This is a genomic window from Salmonella sp. 32070601201500089SM (assembly GCF_017573605.1).
In the GTDB taxonomy this organism is placed as follows: domain Bacteria; phylum Pseudomonadota; class Gammaproteobacteria; order Enterobacterales; family Enterobacteriaceae; genus Salmonella; species Salmonella enterica.
On the sequence record NZ_JAGETK010000014.1, the window covers coordinates 57,440 to 78,795 of the forward strand.

General features: G+C 51.2%; 19 protein-coding genes, 1 tRNA gene and 1 pseudogene. 16 read left to right on the plus strand and 5 right to left on the minus strand.

Annotated features, from left to right (window positions below; all coding sequences use genetic code 11):
• Nucleotides 1–154: 154 nt before the first annotated feature.
• Nucleotides 155–3,028: an aminomethyl-transferring glycine dehydrogenase gene (gene gcvP / locus J4728_RS19400; RefSeq protein WP_208212253.1), complete on the plus strand. Its 2,874-nt coding sequence runs from the start codon at nucleotides 155–157 to the stop codon at nucleotides 3,026–3,028.
• Between the two features lie 455 nt (nucleotides 3,029–3,483).
• A complete protein-coding gene (locus J4728_RS19405) occupies nucleotides 3,484–4,377 on the plus strand; it encodes a transporter (protein WP_208212255.1) in 894 nt (297 codons plus the stop codon).
• A gap of 47 nt (nucleotides 4,378–4,424) precedes the next feature.
• Here the strand turns inward: J4728_RS19405 and bglA are convergent, their stop codons facing one another.
• Nucleotides 4,425–5,858: a 6-phospho-beta-glucosidase BglA gene (gene bglA, locus J4728_RS19410; protein WP_001230140.1), complete on the minus strand. Its 1,434-nt coding sequence runs from the start codon at nucleotides 5,856–5,858 to the stop codon at nucleotides 4,425–4,427.
• Nucleotides 5,859–6,015: 157 nt separating this feature from the next.
• On the opposite strand from bglA, the gene yqfB reads away from it, so the two are divergent.
• Nucleotides 6,016–6,327, plus strand: a complete 312-nt coding sequence (yqfB, locus tag J4728_RS19415; protein WP_001182976.1) for a N(4)-acetylcytidine aminohydrolase — start codon at nucleotides 6,016–6,018, stop codon at nucleotides 6,325–6,327.
• A gap of 163 nt (nucleotides 6,328–6,490) precedes the next feature.
• Nucleotides 6,491–7,150, plus strand: coding sequence for a PAQR family membrane homeostasis protein TrhA (gene trhA, locus J4728_RS19420; RefSeq protein ID WP_000250289.1), 660 nt, complete (start codon nucleotides 6,491–6,493; stop codon nucleotides 7,148–7,150).
• Nucleotides 7,151–7,265: 115 nt separating this feature from the next.
• Here trhA and ygfZ read toward each other — a convergent pair whose 3' ends face one another.
• Complete coding sequence (gene ygfZ / locus J4728_RS19425) at nucleotides 7,266–8,246, minus strand: tRNA-modifying protein YgfZ (protein ID WP_208212257.1); 981 nt, start codon at nucleotides 8,244–8,246, stop codon at nucleotides 7,266–7,268.
• Nucleotides 8,247–8,495: 249 nt separating this feature from the next.
• Here ygfZ and sdhE point away from each other — a divergent pair, with 249 nt between their 5' ends.
• Nucleotides 8,496–8,762, plus strand: coding sequence for an FAD assembly factor SdhE (gene sdhE, locus J4728_RS19430; RefSeq protein WP_000351186.1), 267 nt, complete (start codon nucleotides 8,496–8,498; stop codon nucleotides 8,760–8,762).
• The gene (locus tag J4728_RS19435) at nucleotides 8,743–9,156 is read left to right on the plus strand and encodes a protein YgfX (protein ID WP_058116119.1); all 414 of its coding nucleotides are present in this window, start codon (nucleotides 8,743–8,745) and stop codon (nucleotides 9,154–9,156) included. Before sdhE ends, J4728_RS19435 begins: the two co-directional genes overlap by 20 nt.
• Before the next feature lie 52 nt (nucleotides 9,157–9,208).
• Here the strand turns inward: J4728_RS19435 and fldB are convergent, their stop codons facing one another.
• Nucleotides 9,209–9,730: a flavodoxin FldB gene (fldB, locus tag J4728_RS19440; protein WP_001055885.1), complete on the minus strand. Its 522-nt coding sequence runs from the start codon at nucleotides 9,728–9,730 to the stop codon at nucleotides 9,209–9,211.
• A 112-nt stretch (nucleotides 9,731–9,842) separates the two neighbouring features.
• Here fldB and xerD point away from each other — a divergent pair, with 112 nt between their 5' ends.
• From xerD to lysS, 5 genes are all read left to right on the plus strand, one after another.
• Nucleotides 9,843–10,739: a site-specific tyrosine recombinase XerD gene (gene xerD / locus J4728_RS19445; RefSeq protein ID WP_000434302.1), complete on the plus strand. Its 897-nt coding sequence runs from the start codon at nucleotides 9,843–9,845 to the stop codon at nucleotides 10,737–10,739.
• Nucleotides 10,740–10,762: 23 nt separating this feature from the next.
• Nucleotides 10,763–11,476 (plus strand): bifunctional protein-disulfide isomerase/oxidoreductase DsbC, encoded by a 714-nt coding sequence (gene dsbC, locus J4728_RS19450; protein WP_000745614.1) that lies wholly within the window; start codon nucleotides 10,763–10,765, stop codon nucleotides 11,474–11,476.
• A 5-nt stretch (nucleotides 11,477–11,481) separates the two neighbouring features.
• On the plus strand, nucleotides 11,482–13,215 hold the full coding sequence (recJ, locus tag J4728_RS19455; RefSeq protein ID WP_000813394.1) for a single-stranded-DNA-specific exonuclease RecJ: 1,734 nt from the start codon (nucleotides 11,482–11,484) through the stop codon (nucleotides 13,213–13,215).
• Between the two features lie 104 nt (nucleotides 13,216–13,319).
• Nucleotides 13,320–14,418, plus strand: a protein-coding gene (gene prfB, locus J4728_RS19460; protein ID WP_010989230.1) for a peptide chain release factor 2 whose coding sequence is annotated in 2 segments (ribosomal slippage) — nucleotides 13,320–13,394 and nucleotides 13,396–14,418 — 1,098 coding nt in all. Because the reading frame shifts where the segments join, the coding sequence is not laid out codon by codon here.
• Between the two features lie 9 nt (nucleotides 14,419–14,427).
• Nucleotides 14,428–15,945, plus strand: a complete 1,518-nt coding sequence (lysS, locus tag J4728_RS19465; protein WP_000003339.1) for a lysine--tRNA ligase — start codon at nucleotides 14,428–14,430, stop codon at nucleotides 15,943–15,945.
• A 75-nt stretch (nucleotides 15,946–16,020) separates the two neighbouring features.
• Here lysS and idi read toward each other — a convergent pair whose 3' ends face one another.
• Nucleotides 16,021–16,566, minus strand: a complete 546-nt coding sequence (gene idi, locus J4728_RS19470) for an isopentenyl-diphosphate Delta-isomerase (RefSeq protein ID WP_000133994.1) — start codon at nucleotides 16,564–16,566, stop codon at nucleotides 16,021–16,023.
• 264 nt (nucleotides 16,567–16,830) lie between these two features.
• Between idi and actS the strand changes: the two genes are divergently transcribed.
• Entirely contained in the window at nucleotides 16,831–17,589 is a 759-nt protein-coding gene (actS, locus tag J4728_RS19475; RefSeq protein ID WP_208212259.1) for an amidase activator ActS, read from the plus strand.
• A gap of 79 nt (nucleotides 17,590–17,668) precedes the next feature.
• Nucleotides 17,669–17,742 (plus strand) — tRNA-Gly (locus tag J4728_RS19480).
• A 131-nt stretch (nucleotides 17,743–17,873) separates the two neighbouring features.
• On the opposite strand, the gene J4728_RS19485 is transcribed toward J4728_RS19480, so the two are convergent.
• The gene (locus J4728_RS19485) at nucleotides 17,874–18,680 is read right to left on the minus strand and encodes a DUF1460 domain-containing protein (RefSeq protein ID WP_001574939.1); all 807 of its coding nucleotides are present in this window, start codon (nucleotides 18,678–18,680) and stop codon (nucleotides 17,874–17,876) included.
• 195 nt (nucleotides 18,681–18,875) lie between these two features.
• Between J4728_RS19485 and vapC the strand changes: the two are divergent.
• The 3 genes and pseudogenes from vapC to J4728_RS19500 form a co-directional block, all read left to right on the plus strand.
• Nucleotides 18,876–19,046, plus strand: a pseudogene (gene vapC, locus J4728_RS19490) (tRNA(fMet)-specific endonuclease VapC); the annotation flags it as partial.
• Between the two features lie 803 nt (nucleotides 19,047–19,849).
• Nucleotides 19,850–20,386 (plus strand): STM3031 family outer membrane protein, encoded by a 537-nt coding sequence (locus J4728_RS19495; protein ID WP_208212261.1) that lies wholly within the window; start codon nucleotides 19,850–19,852, stop codon nucleotides 20,384–20,386.
• Nucleotides 20,387–20,432: 46 nt separating this feature from the next.
• On the plus strand, nucleotides 20,433–21,065 hold the full coding sequence (locus tag J4728_RS19500) for a YfdX family protein (RefSeq protein ID WP_000835265.1): 633 nt from the start codon (nucleotides 20,433–20,435) through the stop codon (nucleotides 21,063–21,065).
• Nucleotides 21,066–21,356: the final 291 nt, after the last annotated feature.

Below are 21,356 nucleotides of genomic sequence, written 5' to 3' on the forward strand. Positions count from 1 at the left end.
CGGATGGCGCTAATGCTTATCCGGCCTACTCACTGCAACGCGAATGATTTTGCGTATTCGTTTTCGCACGCGTAGGCCCGGTAAGCGTCAGCGCCACCGGGCAATTGAGTTAGAGACAATCACGATTCACTGCACGTTTCAGGAACCATCGCCCATGACACAGACGTTAAGCCAGCTTGAAAACCGCGGCGCTTTCATTGAACGCCACATCGGACCGGACGCCGCACAGCAACAAGAGATGCTGAATGCGGTTGGCGCCGAGTCGTTAAACGCGCTGACAGGTCAGATTGTGCCGAAAGACATTCAGCTCGCGACTCCGCCGCAGGTTGGCGAGGCGGCAACCGAATATGCCGCACTGGTGGAATTAAAAGCCATCGCCGGGCGTAACAAGCGCTTCACGTCGTACATTGGCATGGGCTACACCGCCGTGCAGCTACCGCCGGTTATCCTGCGCAACATGCTGGAAAATCCAGGCTGGTACACCGCTTATACCCCGTATCAACCGGAAGTCTCTCAGGGGCGTCTGGAAGCGCTGCTCAACTTCCAACAGGTGACGCTGGACCTGACGGGGCTGGACATGGCTTCCGCCTCGCTGCTGGATGAAGCGACCGCCGCCGCTGAAGCGATGGCGATGGCAAAGCGCGTCAGCAAACTGAAAAATGCCAACCGGTTCTTTGTCGCCTCTGATGTCCATCCGCAAACTCTGGACGTCGTGCGTACTCGCGCCGAAACCTTTGGCTTTGACGTCATTGTGGATGACGCGGCGAAAGCACTGGATCACCAGGATGTGTTTGGCGTGCTGTTGCAGCAGGTTGGCTCCACGGGCGAAATTCACGATTACAGCGCGCTGATTAGCGAACTCAAAGCCCGTAAAGTGATTGTCAGCGTCGCCGCCGACTTTATGGCGCTGGTGCTGCTTACCGCGCCGGGTAAACAGGGCGCGGACATTGTTTTCGGCTCTGCGCAACGCTTCGGCGTACCGATGGGGTACGGTGGCCCGCATGCGGCGTTCTTTGCCGCCAAAGACGAATTTAAACGCTCCATGCCAGGCCGTATTATCGGCGTCTCAAAAGATGCGGCGGGCAATACCGCACTGCGCATGGCGATGCAGACTCGCGAGCAGCATATCCGTCGTGAGAAAGCGAACTCCAACATTTGTACCTCGCAGGTACTGCTGGCTAACATCGCCAGTCTGTATGCCGTTTATCATGGTCCGGTTGGTCTGAAGCGCATCGCTAATCGTATCCACCGCCTGACCGATATTCTGGCGGCAGGTCTGCAACAGAAAGGCTTAAAGCTGCGTCATGCGCACTACTTCGACACCCTGTGTGTGGAAGTGGCTGATAAAGCTGCGGTACTGGCGCGTGCGGAAGCGGCAGAGATCAATCTGCGCAGCGATATTCATAACGCGGTTGGTATTACGCTCGATGAAACCACCACCCGTGAGAATGTGGCGCAGTTGTTCAATGTTTTGCTGGGCGGCAGCCACGGTCTGAACATTGAAACACTGGATAAAGACGTGGCGCTTGATAGCCGTTCCATTCAGCAAAGTATGCTGCGTGACGATGCGATTCTGACGCATCCGGTATTTAACCGTTACCACAGCGAAACCGAGATGATGCGCTATATGCACTCGCTGGAGCGTAAAGATCTGGCGCTGAACCAGGCGATGATCCCGCTGGGTTCCTGCACCATGAAGCTGAACGCCGCCGCCGAGATGATTCCTATCACCTGGCCGGAATTCGCTGAACTGCACCCGTTCTGCCCGCCGGAACAGGCCGAAGGATATCATCAGATGATTAGCCAGCTTTCTGACTGGCTGGTGAAACTCACCGGGTACGACGCCGTCTGTATGCAGCCTAACTCCGGCGCACAGGGGGAATACGCGGGGCTGCTGGCGATTCGTCACTATCACGAAAGCCGCAACGAAGGGCATCGCGATATCTGCCTGATTCCGGCCTCTGCTCACGGCACTAACCCTGCTTCTGCACATATGGCAGGAATGCAGGTGGTGGTAGTCGCCTGTGATAAGAACGGCAACATCGACCTGGACGATCTGCGGGCAAAAGCAGAACAACATGCTGCGAACCTTTCTTGCATCATGGTGACCTATCCGTCCACCCACGGCGTGTATGAAGAAACGATCCGTGAGGTGTGTGAAGTTATGCACCAGTTCGGCGGTCAGGTTTACCTTGACGGCGCGAACATGAACGCTCAGGTCGGCATTACCTCACCGGGCTTTATTGGCGCGGACGTTTCGCATCTTAACCTGCATAAAACTTTCTGCATTCCGCACGGCGGCGGTGGCCCAGGCATGGGACCGATCGGCGTGAAAGCGCATCTGGCACCGTTCGTACCGGGCCATAGCGTGGTGCAAATCGAAGGCATGTTAACCCGTCAGGGCGCGGTTTCTGCGGCGCCGTTCGGTAGTGCCTCTATCCTGCCAATCAGCTGGATGTACATCCGCATGATGGGCGCAGAAGGCCTGAAGCAGGCAAGCCAGGTCGCGATTCTTAACGCTAACTACATTGCCAGCCGTCTGAAAGATGCCTATCCGGTACTGTATACCGGTCGCGATGGCCGTGTGGCGCACGAATGTATTCTTGATATTCGCCCATTGAAAGAAGAAACCGGCATCAGCGAGCTGGATATTGCCAAGCGTCTGATCGACTACGGTTTCCATGCGCCAACCATGTCGTTCCCGGTGGCGGGCACGCTGATGGTAGAGCCGACGGAATCTGAAGGTAAGGCTGAGCTGGATCGCTTTATCGATGCGATGCTGGCTATTCGCGCAGAGATTGACCAGGTGAAAGCGGGTGTCTGGCCGCTGGAAGATAACCCGCTGGTGAACGCGCCGCACATTCAGAGCGAACTGGTCGCCGAGTGGGCGCATCCGTACAGCCGTGAAGTTGCCGTATTCCCGGCAGGCGTGGCAGACAAATACTGGCCGACGGTGAAACGTCTGGATGATGTTTATGGCGACCGCAACCTGTTCTGCTCCTGCGTACCGATTAGCGACTACCAGTAATTTACTGATTCGACTGTTTTCTAAAGGCGCTTCGGCGCCTTTTCAGCTTGTTAATAAAATGCGCTTTGTTTATGTCGGATGCAGTGTGAGTGCCTTATTCAGGCTACAAATTGTTACTAATTCAATATATTACAGTAAATCGTTGGCTCCTGTCAGGCAACCTGGCGTTTGTATCAGTGTATTAGCCAGAATTAAATTACCGGTTTTTTAGAGCCTAATGATTCATTGTGCATCATTTTTACCTTGCTGTTATTTAATCAAAACAACACAGTATATTTACATGTAGTTACAAATAGTTTCTCTCCGGAATCGTTATTTACCTCTCAATATAGTTACAAAAATTTCCGTATATTAAATTCATCAAGTTATTAATTTAAATTATAAATTAAAAATAAGCATAAATAACGTAAATATTTATTAACTTAGCGCTTTGTTTTTTATACCTGGAGGGAATAATGAAACGATTTATATTTCTGCCATTAATGACATATTTTCTATTAATGAATGCAATGGCAGCTAACGGAGAAAATAATCCCAGTAATCTATTAGGTGCACCAGTTAATACCGCTATTTCTGGTGGTTCAGTATTGCCGGAAGGAAAGTTATTAACCGCCGTGAATAGCTCATTTCGCGATAAAGATCATCAAATCGAGGGGCACGGAAGTCCGGATGTTTACTCCCAGATATGGTTATTGAAGATTCGTTACGGTTTGACCGACAGACTGGAATTATCAACTGTGGGTTCCTATATCAATAACAAACGAGACAATCTGTCTCCTGAGCACATAGAGGGAATGGGCGACCAATCGGTGGGGGTCAATTATGCTTTAATGAGCCAGCGAATAGGTGATCCGTTTTGGGTTACGGTAGGCGGGGCATTATTACTACCCACCGGGCAAGATGGAGATAATCATTTGCCTGGGAATAGCGCCTGGGGAGGAAGAGTAACACTCACTTTAACAAAATTATTTACTCCTAACATTAAAGGGGATATGGGTTTTGTCTATCAGGGACCATTTGAGCGCGGTAATCAGGACGTGAAACGAGGTAACGAATTCCAGTGGAATACCCAGGTGCGGTATATGTTTAGCGATTTACCGCTGGATCTTGGTCTGGAAAGTGCCTACAGCAATAATGCCTCTGGAACGAAAAAACTGTCTAATGGCAGCGTAATTAATAACCATTCTGGAACTACCGAATGGGTTGTTGGTCCGTCATTTAATATTGCCGTCGATTCACTGAAATTATGGTTTGGTGCCGGAGCCTTCTTCCCGGTAATGCAGGAGGCGAAGTCGCCAACCAAAATGGAAGATGTACGCTGGGAATTTAAAATAGGTAAGGCCTGGTAAGACTCGTTCAAAGTATTACCCGCCGACTGGCGGGTAACGTGCAGGAGTTAAAGCTTCTCGCCGTTGCTGGCAATCACCTCTTTGTACCAGTTGAAGCTCTTCTTACGCGAACGCGACATATCGCCCGTACCGTCATCGTGCTTGTTCACGTAGATGAAGCCGTAGCGCTTGCTGTACTGACCGGTGGTGAACGACACGCAGTCGATGCAGCCCCACGGCGTGTAGCCCATCAGGTCGACACCATCGTAAGTCACCGCTTTTTTCATCTCTTCAATATGGGCGCGCAGGTAGTCAATTCGGTAGTCGTCGTTGATGCTGCCATCTTCTTCTACTTTGTCGTAAGCACCAAAACCGTTTTCGACAATAAACAGCGGCTTTTGATAGCGTTCGTACAGTTCACACAATGAATAACGCAGGCCCACCGGGTCAATCTGCCAGCCCCAGTCAGAGGCTTTAACATAGGGGTTCGGTACGCTGCCTTCAAAACCGGAAATCGCATCGCCGCTACCGCCTTCGGCTTTGACCGCGTTGGTCATGTAATAACTGAAACCAAGATAATCGCAGGTGCCTTCGCGCAGCACTTCAAGATCGCCATCGTCCATTTTGATGTTAAATCCGCGGCGCTCCCACTCGTTCAACACATAGGACGGGTAGTAGCCGCGCAACTGCACATCAGTAAAGACATAGCGTTCACGCATCGACTCCTGAGCAAACATCACATCTTCTGGTTTACAGGAGAAAGGATACAGCGCGACCATCGCCAGCATACAGCCCACTTTCATCTGCGGGTTAATGCGACGTGCCGCTTTTACCGCCAGCGCGCTGGCGACAAACTGATGATGTAAGACCTGATACATGGTTTCTTCTGGATTCTCATGCTCGGTATACACCACGCCCGAACAGCAGTAGCCAAACAGCGGCGCGCGCCAGTTTCGCTGGTTGTTAATTTCGTTGAAGGTCATCCAGTATTTGACCTTATGTTTGTAGCGTTCAAACACGACTTCAGCAAAACGGACAAAGAAATCAACGACCTTACGATTGGTCCAGCCGCCGTAGTGCTGTACCAGATGTAATGGCATTTCAAAGTGGGAAAGGGTGATGACCGGTTCGATGTTGTATTTGAGTAACTCATCAAACATGTCGTCGTAGAATTTCAGACCGGCCTCGTTTGGCTGGGATTCGTCGCCATTCGGGAAGATACGCGTCCAGGCAATAGAGGTACGGAAGCATTTGAACCCCATTTCGGCGAAAAGACGGATGTCTTCTTTGTAATGTCCGTAAAAATCCACCGCCTCGTGGTTCGGATAGTATTTGCCAGCAACGACATTCTGGGTGATTTCGCGTGGCACGCCGTGTGCGCCGCCGGTTAGCACGTCGCAGATGCTGGGGCCTTTACCGTCTTTATTCCAGCCGCCTTCAACCTGGTGTGCAGCAACCGCGCCGCCCCATAAAAAATCTTTTGGCAAGGTGAGTTTTCTCATTGTTGCATAATCTCAATTTATTTAGTCTGTTATCATTCATTCTGCACCAAATGACATGTAAAGCGTACGCAAAATTCCAGGGTGCTCGCGTGTCGGGACAAGAGCATATTCAGATCGTAACATTCACTTCAACGGGGCATATTCAAGGGATAACCACATGCAGCCAAACGACATTACTTTCTTTCAACGTTTCCAGAATGACATTCTGGCAGGGCGTAAAACCATCACTATTCGTGATGCCTCCGAGTCCCACTTTAAAGCAGGCGATGTGCTACGCGTGGGGCGGTTCGAAGATGATGGCTATTTTTGCACAATTGAAGTGACAGGAACGTCAACTGTGACGCTGGATACGCTGAACGAAAAACATGCGCAACAGGAAAATATGTCACTTGATGAGCTGAAACGGGTCATTGCTGAAATCTATCCCAACCAGACGCAATTTTATGTGATTGATTTTAAATGCCTTTGATAAATATGAACGCGTGTTAGTTGAGTTTTTGTAATTAACTTATTGAATGATAAACAAAATTTAATTTTGCGAATTTATTTTAGCTAACATGTGTTCACTGGAACCATTCTCAGTTACGCTAGAGGTGCAGTTCATCGTTATGAACGTTTCTCCGGAGTAAGTTATGGTGCAAAAACCATTAATGACGCAGGGGTATTCGCTGGCTGAGGAAATCGCCAACAGTATTAGCCACGGCATTGGATTGGTATTTGGTATTGTCGGCCTGGTGCTGTTGTTGGTTCAGGCGGTAGAGGCGAATGCGGGTATGACGGCTATCGCCAGCTACAGTTTATATGGCGGGAGCATGATCCTGCTTTTTCTTGCCTCAACGCTTTATCATGCCATTCCTCATCAGCGGGCAAAAATCTGGTTAAAGAAATTTGATCACTGCGCTATCTATCTGCTCATTGCCGGAACCTATACGCCATTTCTGCTGGTAGGTCTGGATTCGCCGCTGGCGCGCGGACTAATGATTGTGATCTGGAGCCTGGCGCTATTCGGTATCCTCTTCAAGTTGACGATTGCGCACCGATTTAAAGTGCTTTCACTGGTTACGTATCTGGCAATGGGCTGGCTGTCGCTGATAGTGGTTTATCAGTTGGCGATTAAGCTGGCGATAGGCGGCGTGACGCTGCTGGCGGTAGGTGGCGTCGTTTACTCGCTGGGCGTAATTTTCTATGTTTGCAAACGCATACCTTATAACCACGCCATCTGGCATGGCTTTGTGCTGGGCGGCAGCGTGTGCCACTTCCTGGCTATCTATTTGTATGTGGGACAGGCGTAATTCCCGGATGCCCGTGCCGGATGGCGGCGCTGTCGTACCTTATCCGGCCTACGAGAGCAGCACGTGCGAGCCTGATGGCGTTGCGCTATCAGGCTATCCGGCTTTTAACGTGATATCACTCTTCCAGCGAGTAAGGCAGCGGGACGATATGCAGGGTGTTGGCATCGTCGCGAACGCGGAAGACGCTTTCGGCTTCTAAATCGTTATTCATGACGGCCTGAACCAGTAACTGACCGTCGTCTAACTGCGTCGCCGCCAGAATAGCGCCGGTACGACGCCAGTTCTCGCCCATCTGTAGCTCCAGAGCTTCTCCTGCTTCCGGTACCCGGCTGGCTTTGCCCGCCAGCAACCAAAGCGCGCGTTTATTGGCGCCGCGGAATTTTGCCCGTGCGACCATCTCCTGTCCGGTGTAGCAGCCTTTCTTGAAGCTGATGCCGCCCAGCGCCTGTAGGTTAGTCGCCTGGGGGATAAACTGACCGCTGTTCGCCGCGTCAATCACCGGAATGCCTGCTTCAATATCCAATGCCAGCCACTGTTGGCTGTTATTCAGTTCGGCTTCGCCATGTAACTTCTCCGTTAACATGTTGGCCGTCGCGACATCGGTGACAAGCAGGAATCGTTCCGCAGGATGTTCAAACCATAGCAGCGTGGAGGCGCCGTCTCTGACCACCTGATTTTCGCTATTGGGCAGTTCGCTAAAGACATTAGCCAGCGCCGCGCGGGCCTGAAAACCGGCCACGCCAAGCAATACGCGTTCGTCATCCGGCGCGATGACCACTTTGGAAAATACGGCGTACTTTTTCAGCTCCGTTAATTGTGCTTCACGCACGCTACGGCGTTCAATCCAGGCGAAACCGTCGTGCTCACGGAACAGGCGCAGAGTGCTCCACATCTTACCTTTAGCATCGCAGTGGGCGGCGAGAAGGTGTTGCTGTTCGGTCATCTGGCTTACGTCAGCGGTGACCTGGCCCTGAATATACTTTTCACTGTCTACGCCGGTAATGGTCGACAGCGCCCAGTCGTCAAGCGCGATCAGCGTCAGCGGCAGGCGGGCTGACGATGAAGGATGACGTGGTGGAAAGGAGATAAAAGCCATAAATAATGTCCTGGTTAGCTGCAACAATAATGGTTAATGGTAAAAGAGCCATCGGTCATTGCAAGTGCTTTAAATAGCCCATTGAGAGCGGATTGATCGTTTTGCGAGACGGTATCCAAAATGGATGAACATATTGATTCCCAGCCTTTTATTTCGCGATCGCGTTCCAGATTACTGAGATTCCCGTAAAACAACGCCAAAAACACGTTACAATAGCCCGGTACTTCATTTTCGCGAGGCAGGAAGAACATGGATATTCACAATAAAGCACGTATTCACTGGGCATGTCGTCGCGGTATGCGCGAACTTGATATTTCCATCATGCCGTTTTTTGAACATGAGTACGATAGTTTAAGTGATGAAGAAAAGCGTATTTTTGTCCGTTTGTTGCAGAGTGATGACCCGGATTTATTTAACTGGTTAATGAATCACGGTAAACCGGCTGACGCTGAACTGGAACAGATGGTCCGACTCATTCAGACACGGAATCGGGAACGTGGTCCTGTGGCAATCTGATTTACGCGTCTCATGGCGCGCTCAGTGGATCTCATTGCTCATTCATGGGCTGGTTTCTGCGGTGATTTTATTGATGCCCTGGCCGCTGAGTTATACCCCGTTATGGATGATACTACTGTCGCTGGTCGTGTTTGACTGTGTACGTAGCCAGCGCAGGATTAATACCTGTCAGGGAGAGATCAAGCTACTCATGGACGGGCGCTTACGCTGGCAGGGGCAGGACTGGACGCTCTTGCGTCCGCCCTGGTTACTGAAGAGCGGGATGGTGTTGCGTTTACGCGCAGAGTCTGGACGTCATCAGCATTTATGGCTGGCGGCGGATAGCATGGAAGAAGCGGAATGGCGTGAGTTGCGTCGGATACTGTTACAGCAGCCGATATCGCGCCAACACTGACGGAACGGCGTAAACGCGGTTCCGTCGAGAGGGAAATACAGCGAGTAAGGCTTCAGGCGTAGTGTTCGGCCATTTCGCCGAGAATTTGTTCACACCAGGTCTGTATACGCTCATCGCTGAGATCGTACTGGTTCGTTTCATCCAGCGCCAGGCCGACAAACAGTTGCCCATCCGCAATGACCGGTTTATTGCTGGTAAATTCGTAGCCTTCTGTGGGCCAGTAGCCGACAAATTTAACGCCTTTGAGGGCAAGTTTGTCATGCAACATACCCAGCGCATCCAGGAACCACTCACCGTAGCCGAGCTGGTCGCCCATACCGTAAAGCGCAACGATTTTGCCTTCCAGATTGAGATCGTCCAGTTGCTCCCAGACGGCTTCCCAGTCCTCCTGAATTTCGCCAAAATCCCAGGTGGGGATGCCTAAAATGAGCACGTCGTACTGCTCCATTAAGGCGGGGGCGTCATCCTTGAGGTTATGTAATGTCACCAGCTCCGGGCCGAGAATATCGCGAATTTTCTCTGCGGCCATCTCGGTGTAGCACGTGCTGGAACCGTAAAAAAGACCCATGTTCATTACGTTACATCTCGATTCTGCTATAGCGTTGCGGGTAGTGTAACAGAATCGCTGCATTCACGGCACAATGAGGCATAATGCACCAAAAGTCAGCGTGAAGTGGGGAGCGCGAATGGAACAGGATTTAGCGCGTATTGAGCAGTTTCTGGATGCCCTGTGGCTGGAACGAAATCTGGCGGAAAATACATTAAGCGCGTATCGTCGCGATTTATCGATGGTCGTTGCGTGGTTGCATCATCGCGGAAAAACGCTTGCGACGGCGCAGGCTGATGATTTACAAACGCTGCTGGCTGAACGGGTGGAGGGCGGATACAAAGCGACCAGTTCCGCACGCCTGTTAAGCGCTATGCGGCGCTTCTTCCAGCATCTGTACCGTGAAAAGTATCGTGAGGATGATCCGAGCGCGCAGTTGGCCTCGCCTAAGCTTCCGCAGCGTTTACCGAAAGACCTTAGCGAGGCGCAGGTTGAGCGGCTCTTGCAGGCGCCGCTTATTGATCAACCTTTGGAGTTGCGCGATAAAGCTATGTTGGAAGTGCTGTATGCCACCGGTTTGCGCGTGTCGGAACTGGTGGGGCTGACAATGAGCGATATCAGTCTGCGGCAGGGCGTGGTGCGGGTTATCGGTAAAGGCAATAAAGAGCGGTTGGTGCCGTTAGGCGAAGAGGCGGTATATTGGCTGGAAACGTATCTGGAGCATGGGCGTCCCTGGTTACTCAATGGCGTATCGATTGACGTATTATTCCCCAGCCAGCGTGCGCAGCAGATGACGCGGCAGACCTTCTGGCACCGTATTAAACATTATGCGGTACTGGCTGGAATCGATAGCGAAAAACTATCGCCGCATGTTTTACGTCACGCTTTCGCCACGCATTTGCTGAATCACGGCGCCGACTTGCGCGTTGTACAAATGCTACTTGGGCATAGCGATCTTTCGACGACACAAATTTATACGCATGTCGCAACGGAGCGTTTGCGTCAACTTCATCAACAGCACCATCCGCGGGCATGAGTGCTGACAGGAAAGGATAGTTTATGAAAAAGCGTTTTATGATGTTCACTTTACTGGCGGCGGCGTTTTCAGGCGTGGCCCATGCGGATGATGCGGCTATCCGTCAGTCGCTGGCTAAGTTGGGTGTTCAGAGTACGGAAATTCAGGCCTCGCCAGTGGCAGGGATGAAAACCGTCCTCACTCACAGCGGCGTACTGTACGTCACTGATGACGGCAAACATATTATTCAAGGGCCGATGTATGACGTGAGCGGCGCGCATCCGGTAAACGTGACGAACAAACTGCTGATGAGCCAGCTAAATGCGCTGGAAAAAGAGATGATCGTCTATAAAGCGCCGGATGAGAAACATGTCATTACTGTTTTTACCGATATCACCTGCGGCTATTGTCATAAGCTACATGAAGAGATGAAAGATTATAACGCGCTGGGGATCACGGTACGTTATCTGGCCTTCCCGCGCCAGGGGCTGGAAAGCCAGGCGGAGCAGGATATGAAATCTATCTGGTGCGCCAAAGACAAAAACAAAGCGTTTGATGACGCCATGGCAGGTAAGGGCGTGAAACCGGCAAGCTGTGACGTGAACATTGCTGATCATTATGCGTTGGGCGTGCAGTTGGGCGTTAGCGGTACGCCAGCCATTGTATTGAGTAACGGCTATGTGGTGCCTGGCTATCAGGGACCGAAAGAGATGAAAGCGTTTCTTGATGAGCATCAAAAACAGACCAGTGGTAAATAATACGCGTGAAACAACAGAGACAACTTCGTCGGCGCGAGGCTGATGAGACGGCGGAACTCCCCGCCGATCTTCCTCCATTACTACGACGTCTATATGCCAGCCGGGGCGTTCGTAGCGCCCGCGAACTGGAGCGCAGCGTGAAAGGAATGCTGCCCTGGCAACAGCTTAGCGGCATAGATAACGCGGTGGAGATCCTCTACAACGCCTTTCGCGAAGGTACCCGCATTATTGTTGTTGGCGATTTTGACGCCGACGGCGCGACCAGTACTGCGCTAAGCGTATTGGGAATGCGTGCGTTGGGATGTGACAACATCAGTTATCTGGTGCCTAATCGCTTTGAAGACGGCTACGGTTTAAGCCCGGAAGTGGTCGATCAGGCGAAGGCGCGCGGCGCGCAGCTTATCGTCACCGTAGACAACGGCATTTCATCCCACGCCGGCGTAGCGCATGCAAAGACGTTGGGGATTCCGGTGATCGTGACCGATCACCACCTGCCAGGCGACACGTTGCCGGATGCCGAAGCGATTATTAATCCCAATCTGCGCGACTGCGAATTCCCGTCTAAGTCGCTGGCGGGCGTCGGCGTGGCGTTTTACCTGATGCTGGCGTTGCGAACATTTTTGCGCGACAAAGGATGGTTCGACGAGCGCAACATCGCGCCGCCGAATCTGGCGGAGCTGCTGGATTTAGTGGCGTTGGGTACGGTAGCAGACGTTGTGCCGCTGGACGCTAACAACCGTATTCTGACCTGGCAAGGGCTAAGTCGTATTCGTGCCGGGAAATGCCGTCCGGGAATTAAAGCGTTGCTGGAGATATCGAATCGCGATCCGCAGCAGCTTGCCGCCAGTGATTTAGGCTTCGCGTTGGGGCCTCGCCTGAATGCCGCCGGCAGGCTGGATGATATGTCCGTTGGCGTGGCGTTACTGTTGTGCGACAACCTCGGCGAAGCGCGTGTTCTGGCCAGCGAGCTGGATGCGCTTAACCAGACGCGCAAAGAAATAGAGCAGGGGATGCAGGCGGAAGCGCTTATCCTGTGCGAAAAGCTTGAGCGCAGTAGTGAAACGCTTCCGGGCGGTCTGGCGATGTATCATCCTGAATGGCATCAGGGCGTGGTCGGAATTCTGGCGTCGCGCATTAAAGAGCGTTTTCACCGCCCGGTGATCGCCTTTGCACCTGCGGGCGACGGCACGCTAAAAGGCTCAGGCCGTTCGATTCAGGGGTTGCATATGCGCGATGCGCTGGAAAGGCTGGATACGCTTTACCCTGATCTGATGATCAAGTTCGGCGGTCATGCGATGGCGGCGGGATTGTCGCTGGAAGAGCATAAATTCGAGCAGTTTCAGCAACGTTTTGGCGAGCTGGTGACGGAATGGCTCGATCCTGCCCTGTTGCAAGGCGAGGTGATCTCCGATGGTCCATTAAGCGCGGCGGAGATGTCTATGGAAGTGGCGCAACTGTTGCGGGATGCCGGACCGTGGGGGCAAATGTTCCCGGAACCGTTATTCGATGGTCGTTTCCGTCTGCTACAGCAGCGTCTGGTGGGCGAGCGTCACCTCAAGGTGATGGTGGAGCCTGTCGGCGGCGGCCCGCTGTTGGATGGCATCGCATTTAATATTGATACGACCTGTTGGCCGGATAACGGCGTGCGGGAGGTAGAACTGGCTTATAAACTGGACATTAACGAGTTTCGCGGCAACCGTAGTTTACAGATTATTATCGATGATATTTGGCCGCTATGATCGGGGCGATTTAACAACACTTTCGCTGTAATTAAGGGGCGAAATCCGCTAATATTTCGCCCTTATAACCGCATTTTGACAAGTCAAATAAAAGAAATCAGACCATGTTTGAAATTAACCCGGTGAATAACCGCATTCAGGACCTCACGGAACGCACCAACGTTCTTAGGGGGTATCTTTGACTACGATGCTAAGAAAGAGCGTCTGGAAGAAGTAAACGCCGAGCTGGAACAGCCGGATGTCTGGAACGAACCTGAGCGCGCGCAGGCGCTGGGAAAAGAGCGTTCATCGCTCGAAGCGATCGTCGATACGCTTGATCAAATGACTCAGGGGCTGGACGACGTTTCCGGGCTGCTGGAACTGGCGGTAGAAGCTGACGACGAAGAGACGTTTAACGAAGCCGTCGCGGAACTGAATACGCTGGAAGAGAAGCTGGCGCAGTTGGAATTCCGCCGGATGTTCTCCGGCGAGTACGATAGCGCCGATTGCTATCTCGATATTCAGGCCGGTTCCGGTGGTACTGAAGCGCAGGACTGGGCCAGCATGTTGCTGCGTATGTATCTGCGTTGGGCGGAAGCGCGCGGCTTCAAGACGGAAGTCATTGAAGAATCGGAAGGGGAAGTCGCCGGTATTAAGTCCGCGACTATCAAAATCTCCGGCGAATATGCCTATGGCTGGCTGCGCACTGAAACCGGCGTACATCGTCTGGTGCGTAAAAGCCCGTTTGACTCCGGCGGTCGCCGTCATACCTCGTTTAGCTCCGCGTTTGTGTACCCGGAAGTGGACGACGATATCGATATCGACATTAACCCGGCGGATCTGCGTATCGACGTCTATCGCGCGTCTGGCGCAGGCGGTCAGCACGTTAACCGTACGGAATCCGCCGTGCGTATCACCCATATTCCAACCGGAATCGTGACGCAGTGCCAGAACGACCGTTCGCAGCACAAAAACAAAGACCAGGCCATGAAGCAGATGAAAGCGAAGCTTTATGAACTGGAGATGCAGAAAAAGAACGCTGAAAAACAGGCGATGGAAGACACTAAGTCCGATATCGGCTGGGGAAGCCAGATTCGTTCCTATGTCCTGGACGATTCCCGCATTAAAGACCTGCGTACTGGGGTGGAAACCCGCAATACACAGGCGGTACTGGACGGTAGTCTGGATCAATTTATCGAAGCAAGTTTGAAAGCAGGGCTATGAGGAATCAACATGTCTGAACAAAACGCACAGGGCGCTGACGAGGTAGTCGATCTTAACAATGAAATGAAGGCACGTCGCGAGAAGCTGGCTGCACTGCGTGAGCAGGGTATCCCGTTCCCGAACGATTTCCGTCGTGACCGTACCTCAGACCAACTGCACGCAGAGTTTGACGCGAAAGAAGCTGAAGAACTGGAAGCGCTGAATATTGAAGTGTCCGTCGCGGGCCGTATGATGACTCGCCGTATTATGGGTAAAGCCTCTTTTGTTACCCTGCAAGACGTAGGCGGCCGCATTCAGCTGTATGTGGCACGCGATGATCTGCCGGAAGGCGTTTACAACGAGCAGTTCAAGAAGTGGGATCTTGGCGATATCCTCGGCGCGAAAGGTAAGCTGTTCAAAACCAAAACCGGCGAGCTGTCTATCCACTGCACCGAACTGCGCCTGCTGACGAAAGCGCTGCGTCCGTTGCCGGATAAATTCCACGGCCTGCAGGACCAGGAAGCGCGCTATCGCCAGCGTTATCTGGATCTCATCTCTAACGATGAATCCCGTAACACCTTCAAAACCCGTTCGAAGATCCTGGCCGGTATTCGCCAGTTTATGGTTGCTCGCGGCTTTATGGAAGTCGAAACCCCGATGATGCAGGTGATCCCAGGCGGCGCGTCTGCCCGTCCGTTTATCACCCATCACAACGCGCTGGATCTGGACATGTACCTACGTATCGCGCCGGAACTGTACCTCAAGCGTCTGGTGGTTGGCGGCTTCGAACGCGTATTCGAAATTAACCGTAACTTCCGTAACGAAGGCATCTCCGTGCGCCATAATCCTGAGTTCACCATGATGGAACTCTATATGGCGTATGCGGACTACAAAGATCTGATCGAACTGACAGAGTCTCTGTTCCGTACGCTGGCGCAGGATGTTCTGGGCACCACCCAGGTTCCGTACGGTGATGAAGTGTTTGACTTCGGTAAGCCGTTCGAAAAACTGACCATGCGTGAAGCGATCAAGAAATATCGTCCGGAAACAGATATGGCTGATCTGGACAACTTCGATTCCGCGAAGGCGATTGCTGAAAGCATCGGCATTCACGTCGAGAAGAGCTGGGGTCTGGGCCGTATCGTCACCGAGATCTTTGACGAAGTCGCTGAAGCGCATCTGATTCAGCCGACCTTCATCACCGAATATCCGGCTGAAGTGTCTCCGCTGGCGCGTCGTAATGATGTGAACCCGGAAATCACTGACCGCTTCGAGTTCTTTATCGGCGGTCGTGAAATCGGCAATGGCTTTAGCGAGTTGAACGATGCGGAAGACCAGGCGCAGCGTTTCCTGGATCAGGTTAATGCAAAAGCGGCGGGCGACGACGAAGCCATGTTCTACGACGAAGACTACGTGACGGCGCTGGAACACGGTTTACCGCCGACAGCGGGTCTGGGAATTGGTATTGACCGTATGGTGATGCTGTTTACTAACAGCCACACGATTCGCGACGTTATTCTGTTCCCGGCGATGCGTCCGGTGAAATAAGATGTAAATTGCCGGATGGGGCATTAGCCGCCATCCGGCATCTCTTTGTTCAGGCGTAGCGCCATCAGGCAATCTTTAACGCTGGCAGTAATTGAGCAGTCGTTCACGCGCTTGTTCGTCTGACGCTTGCATGACCATCCACGGGCTAAATGCCCACGGCGTAGCGAGAAGGCTTTTCCATACGCTTTTAAATTCGCTCCACTGATAGTCCATCACCTCTTCGCTGTTAACCTGTAACACACTGGTTGCCCGCGCGGCAAATACCGGACAGACTTCATTTTCCACAATACCGTTTGGATCTGTCGCTCGATAGCTGAAGTGCGGATAGACGGGGGTGAGATCGGTAATTTCCACGCCGAGTTCGAACCGACAACGGCGGATGATCGCCTCTTCGGTGGTTTCGCCTTGTTGCGGATGACCGCAAACCGAATTCGTCCACACGCCTGGCCAGGCTTTCTTGCTCAGCGACCGTCGTGTTACCAGCAACTGACCATCTTCGTTAAATAGCCAGCAGGAGAAAGCCAGATGCAAAGGCGTATTAAGCGTATGAGCCGCATACTTTTCCAGTGTGCCGGAAGGCTTATCCTGCTCATCCAATAAAACGACATGTTCCTCAGTCATGAAAGCTCCTGAAAATTAAAATGACCCGGCAGCATGGCCAGGCCATATACTCAGACGATCAGCGTAGCGCATAACAGAAAGAAAGGCATTACCAAAACAGGCCCTGACAGAACGCAGACGAGCGCCATTGTGCCGTGAGTCGATATTATGCTGGCATATCGGATATTCGCGGCATCATCATCCACGCGGCCCCTTTCCGGCGTCAATGGATTGGGCATACGGCATTTGGCTGCTATCATAAGGCGTCTGTCAATAGAGTGAGGAATGGTTTTGAGCGCAGGACGCCTGAACAAAAATAGCCTGGGTATTGCGGTGCTGTTATGCGCAGGGCTGCTGCTGGCGGGGTGTTCCAGTAATTCCGGCTCAGGAACGTATTCCGGCTCCGTCTATACCGTTAAGCGCGGCGATACGTTGTATCGTATATCGCGCACCACGGGAACCAGCGTGAAAGAACTGGCCCGACTGAATGGCATTTCTCCGCCTTATACTATTGAGGTGGGGCAGCGAATTAAAGTGCGCGGCAGCGCAAAGAGTAGCAGTTCAACACGCAAAACCAGCAATAAAACAGCAACAAAAACTGCTGCGGTCAGACCGTCATCTTCGGTGCCAAAATCCTCCTGGCCGCCGGTGGGGCAGCGTTGTTGGGTATGGCCTGCTAACGGTAAAGTGATTTTACCTTATTCCACCGCGGAGGGCGGAAATAAGGGGATCGATATTGCGGGCGCGCGCGGAACGCCTGTTTATGCGGCGGGAGCGGGTAAAGTTGTCTATGTCGGGAACCAGCTGCGCGGTTACGGCAATCTCATCATGATTAAGCACAATGAAGATTACATTACGGCTTACGCTCATAATGACACCATGCTGGTTAATAATGGACAAAGCGTTAAAGCGGGGCAAAAAATCGCTACGATGGGCAGCACGGATGCCGCATCCGTAAGACTACACTTCCAGATTCGCTACCGGGCGACGGCCATCGATCCGCTGCGTTATCTGCCGCCGCAGGGGAGTAAACCGAAGTGCTGACGGCGAATTAATCGCCAGTCAGCCAGTAAGTCTCTTGCCAACCAGAGCGTAAGGTTTATAATGCCTTACGCATCTCAAAGCGGGCGTAGTTCAATGGTAGAACGAGAGCTTCCCAAGCTCTATACGAGGGTTCGATTCCCTTCGCCCGCTCCAGACAAATATCTTCTAGTATTTACTAAAACCACGAATTTACAGCAATTTTCCGTGTCGGCCCCACAGTACACAGGGTTTCAATACCTATGTCGGACGGCTATTATCAGCTGGCGACTCCGGTAATGACTTTATCATTCAGCCCGCAGCACAACGATGCCCGGTCTGGAATGCATGTATTCCATAAACGGTGTATCCACCACTTTTCTGTTTGCGGCCAATGAGGAGGCGTTCCTGAACCACACCTGTTCATCATGGCGAACTACGATACCCACATGTGAAACGTCCAGCCCGTCAAGCGGGGAGTAGACACCGATATAATCCCCGTTTTTTAGGTGGTTCATGACCTGCTGGTTGATGGCTCTTCCGGGAATGTAATTTATTTTACGAGGATGGATGCCCAGACCAGGAATGTACTCGCCGCCATCAGGTTTATGGTTAAGCTGCTTGTCAACAACGACATAATCAGGGCTGATATCCGGCGTTACATCCCGTGCATTACGCGGTGTTGCGGCGAACCAGTCAGAGAAGAAGTGCCGGCGGCTGAGATAAGCAACTTTGCCCGCGGCGTAGCGAGTCCTGGCAAGATTATGCAGAAACGATTTCTGATTATCGCTGCGGGCCAGGGCTTCAACGTAATCAGCCAGGGTAAAGCAGTCCACGCCGTTGAAATTCGCTACAAGGACTTCGGGGATGCCGGGCCCACCGATGAGCGTATCCGCCTGATAAGGTGTTCCGAGAAAAGCAGACGATACGCGGCTGATAACTTCTCCATGGTTTTCGCCTTTATAAGGAATGACATCCGACTGGATAATCCGGCTTATTTTTTCTGCCGTAACGCTGTCCATGCTGGTCTGATATTTTTCTGTGCCAGGGACGGCACAGGCCGTCAGATGCGCCGACATAAGCAAAATTGTCCATGTATTTACCTTCATTATCATCTCCGGAAAGGTTCAAATTCCTTTTTTACCTTTACCGGAAATGGTTGTGATGGATACAGAAAAACGCCAGAGGTTGATTACAGGTTGAGTAATATGAACGCTGATGATGATAAATGTGAAGATCATCATACGACTTTATTTTATTCGCCGTTGTTTTTTGCCTGATCGTCAAAGCCAACATGCCCCTTCAGGCTGGCGATACATACCGGTCAAATCCGTGCCGAACTGGCCCGCAAGGGAACACCTGTCGGGCCTTATGACCAGATGATTGCTGGCCATGCCCGTAGCCGCGGACTGGTCGTCGTCACAAACAATCTCCGCGAGTTTGAACGCATTCCGGGTATCCGAATCGAAGACTGGTGCTAATTTCTGCATCAGATGTTATCCCCGGATTCAAACTCTTTTCCGGATTTAGTGGCACAGTCAATTTGGTTACCTGCTTAATGGTGGTTTGCATCACATTTTTAGCTGGTGGTATTTTTTTATGTTGACTGGAGATATCTGCCAACAGCATAACTTTTACGGCCAGATAATAAATAAAAGAGTACCAAAATGTCGTATTCTGACATGTTTACGAAGGGAGTACCGCTCCCTTCTTTTTTTTCCTGGATACTCACTGAACAATGCCGTTACTGCCCGATAACTGCCGCCCCCCCCTCTCCATAGCCGTTTCCTGCAACTTAAATCACAGACGTTGATTTACCAGGCCGATATGCCTTCTTTCCCGTTATATACCCTTCATACTTCAAGTTGCTTATGTGTTGGCTACGGATTACCCGGCCCATCCATGGGCCTCGCCCTGACGGGGCGTCGCACGCGACGTTCAAATCTGCTCCCGGCAGATTTGTCGCTCACCCCAGTCACATCGTTATCTATGCTCCTGGGGACTCACTCCCTTGCCGCCTTTAAGCAACTCAAATTATTTTTGGTATATATCTGTGAACTTCTATTTTTGTCAGTTTTTATTTTTCAGTTTATTTATTATTAAATACTGTTTCTGGCCTGGATATATTTCCGTGAATAGCCTCCCGACAGCCGGAGATAAAGGTATTTGCTGGCGTAACAGCGCTCATAATTTAAAAGATTTATTTATAGTTTGTTATCACGGAAAGATTTTAACTTAATACATGCCAATAAGGCATCAGGTAAAAATAACCGGAGAGAAGAAGATGAACAAAATGCTATTAGCCGGAAGTGCCGGTATTGTTCTGCTGTCTGCTGCAGCCAGTCCGGTATGGGCAGACGATAATGCCAGTACATTTTCACTTGGATACGCCCAGTCCCATACTAATCACGCCGGGACGTTGCGTGGGGTACGGCTGGCAAACAACTATGAAATGTCACCGGACTGGGGGCTGACAACCTCATTTGCATGGCTAAATGGAAGCCAGCGCTATTCCTATGAAAGCAGTAATGGTCGTGTAACAACCCGTTATTACTCCCTGCTTGCAGGCCCCTCATGGAAAATAAATAACCAGTTAAGTCTGTATAGTCAAGTGGGCCCCGTATTATTGCATCAGCGTGATCACGGGATAAATGAGTCTGACAGTAAGGTCGGATATGGTTATTCTGCTGGCGTGGCTTATACCCCGGTCAGTAATGTCGCTATAACTCTGGGTTATGAGGGCGCGGATTTTGATGCTACCCATAACAGCGGAAGCCTTAATAGCAATGGTTTTAATCTTGGCGTGGGTTACCGGTTCTGAATAGGATAATCCGATAAAAAATGTTACTTTGTGGAGATGATGGATTATGAAAAGCCATATTATGCCAGGCGTTGCGCTGATGGTTATCCTGTTTTCAGGAAATATTATGGCCGCAACAAACATGACTGATAACGTTACTCTGAATAATGACAAGATATCCGGACAGGCCTGGCAGGCCATGCGTGATATCGGAATGTCGCGATTCGAGTTGTTTAATGGTCGGACCCAAAAGGCGGAACAACTGGCTGCGCAAGCAGAAAAACTCCTGAACGATGACAGCACTGACTGGAATCTGTATGTCAAATCAGATAAAAAAGCCCCAGTTGAAGGAGACCACTATATTCGGATAAATTCATCGATTACGGTAGCAGAAGATTATCTCCCTGCGGGCCAGAAAAATGATGCTATTAATAAAGCAAACCAGAAAATGAAAGAAGGAGATAAAAAAGGGACTATAGAGGCCCTGAAACTAGCAGGCGTCAGTGTTATTGAAAATCAGGAACTCATTCCTCTTCAGCAAACCCGTAAGGATGTGACCACAGCGCTTTCCTTGATGAACGAAGGAAAATACTATCAGGCAGGTCTGTTACTGAAATCAGCTCAGGATGGCATAGTTGTAGACTCTCAGTCAGTTCAGGAGTCACCCACGCACTCCGTGCAGCACGACGCCGCGCATTAATATCCCCCAGCCTGCTGTATACATTACAGCAGGCAGCATTATGTCTGACAGCTATTACCAGTTTGTTCTTTGCTGTCGGCATTGTTTTTAAATTTCATCCGCGAAGTTCAGAAATGTCAGGGTACCTGCATTTATATCTATTGTGATGCCCATCACAAATACAGAAGAATATCATTTCATTTATTATTTTTTATTCCTTCCACTTATGATGGTTCATAATGATTTATTAAGTTAATGTTTTGGAATTAAATGCCTTTTACTTGCGTTATATCCAGTTTTTTATGCTACCAG